The following is a 1935-nucleotide window of genomic DNA, read 5'->3' as shown; positions in this document are numbered from 1 at the left end:
GATGAATATATGTTCTCTATTGAAGAAGATATTAGTCGTGTTTTTGTGACAGATAAATTTAAAAAGCGCGTTGAAGATGCTGGATTAGTCGGGTTTGATTTTTCCGTTGAAATCCCAGTTTCTTAGACAAGCGACAGGAGAGTTGTACTGAGGGTGTTCATAGCTCTGTGTCACCGAGTAATCACAGAACCATGTAATCGTCGATCCGTTCTTCAACGTTACTAATTAGCTGCGATAGCGTCACGTTCCAGTATTACATTGGAGGTATCCACGTTTCTGATGCCTCCAACATACTAGCGTGCAGCGCCAAAAGCTTCGCCATGACCGCGCAGGGCGTGTGCTAGACACCCTTAACCCACATTGAACTGCCCAACGGCACGCGGTATCGCTACCGCTACGACCCGTTTGGGCGACGTATCGCCAAAGAATGTGCGCACAGCCAAACACAGACTCACTACCTGTGGGACGGCGCGCACATCGTGCAGCAGCAACAGGCCACCGCTGATGGGCAGGTGTTGCAACAAACCGAATACTTCTTCGAGCCCGGCAGCTTCCGCCCGATGGCGCAAGTGACCCACCATAATCAAGGTAGCGAGCTGCATTACATCGTGACCGACCACGCGGGCACACCGCAAGAGCTGTGTAATGAGCAAGGTGATATTGTCTGGCGGGGAGAGCAAGCGCTATGGGGCCACTACCACGGGCAATCACAACGGCACTGGCAACGACGCGAAGAAGTGGCCAACGACAGTATACAGTGTGATCTTCGCTACCAAGGACAACTCGAAGACCCCGAATCGGGCCTTTACTATAACGTAAACCGTTATTACGATGCAGACAGTGGCCAGTATCTTAGCCCAGACCCGATATAAGGCCACAGGCCTATGTTGCCAACCCACTAGAGTGGGTGGATCCGTTGGGATTGGTGTGTGACCCCGCTAAGGCCACACATATTACCTATCAAGGAGTAAAAAACGGTAAGCCGTACGTAGGGTATGCAAGTAAACCGGGGTTTGGGCATAGCGCAGAAGATGTATTGAATTATAGGTATGGAAATAACTTTGATACGTTCGACTTTAAACCTGAACCTTTTTATAAAGGAGAAGGGTTGGAAGGAAAGTACACAGCTAGGGGATTAGAGCAACGTCAATTTGAAAAGTTAGGCGGTCTAGAGGGGACATCAAATAAACAGAATCCAGTGGGACCTAATAACCCAAGACGAGAGCAATATCTAGCTAAGGCAGATGAATACAATAGCAAGCCACCCAAAGCATGTGGCTAGGAGTATATAATGGCAATTAGAAAAAAAGATTTAGTCGTTGACGCTGTTTTCTCGATAAGCGTGCCAGATCATGGATATGTTCTGGCTCAGTTCAGAAATGATTGTCGTTTAGATGTTTTTGATTGTTTGAGAAAAGAAGATTTATGGGGCGGGATAGACCTCAATACAGTGCCGGTGTTATTCAATATAACCGTAGCCAGTCATAGATTAGTAAAGCTCTTTTCTCAAGAGGTTACGGATGTTGTATTTATAAATAACAGGCCTCAACCAATACTTAGTTTATCTCTCGGTGAAATTAGATCTTCAACAAAATTACAAGGACTCAAACTTGTAAAGAGAGGGGAGGTTTATGACCCAAATCATTCTGTGACTATTATTCCTTTCTTAACTCCAGAAGCACATCAAGATATCCTTTATGCATTTGAATGCTTGTCTATGATTGGTCAGCCAGAAATCATCCGTGAACGGATAAAAAACTACTATGAAACTGGGATTGATTGGGATAGACAAAAATCATTACTGTATCCAGACCTCCCCCTTCCGCCTAAAGACTACCAGAAAATGACATGTGAAGAGTTCATGGCGTTACGAGAAGAGTACAAAAAATAGTACTCTCTGATTTTTGGAGGGGTTCATAGTTCTGTGTCACCGAT

Annotated in this window: 2 protein-coding genes; both read left to right on the top strand. The window is 45.4% G+C overall.

Annotated features, from left to right (window positions below):
- Positions 1–479: 479 nt before the first annotated feature.
- Complete coding sequence (locus BZG79_RS16820) at positions 480–872, top strand: RHS repeat-associated core domain-containing protein (protein ID WP_242414218.1); 393 nt, start codon at positions 480–482, stop codon at positions 870–872.
- 419 nt (positions 873–1291) lie between these two features.
- Positions 1292–1891 carry a hypothetical protein gene (locus BZG79_RS14985; protein ID WP_077774809.1) on the top strand — a complete coding sequence of 200 codons (600 nt, stop codon included), beginning with the start codon at positions 1292–1294 and terminating at the stop codon, positions 1889–1891.
- Positions 1892–1935 lie beyond the last annotated feature (44 nt).

Source organism: Salinivibrio sp. MA427 (assembly GCF_001996115.1).
GTDB classification, from domain to species: domain Bacteria; phylum Pseudomonadota; class Gammaproteobacteria; order Enterobacterales; family Vibrionaceae; genus Salinivibrio; species Salinivibrio costicola.
This window is presented reverse-complemented; position numbering and strand designations above follow the sequence as displayed.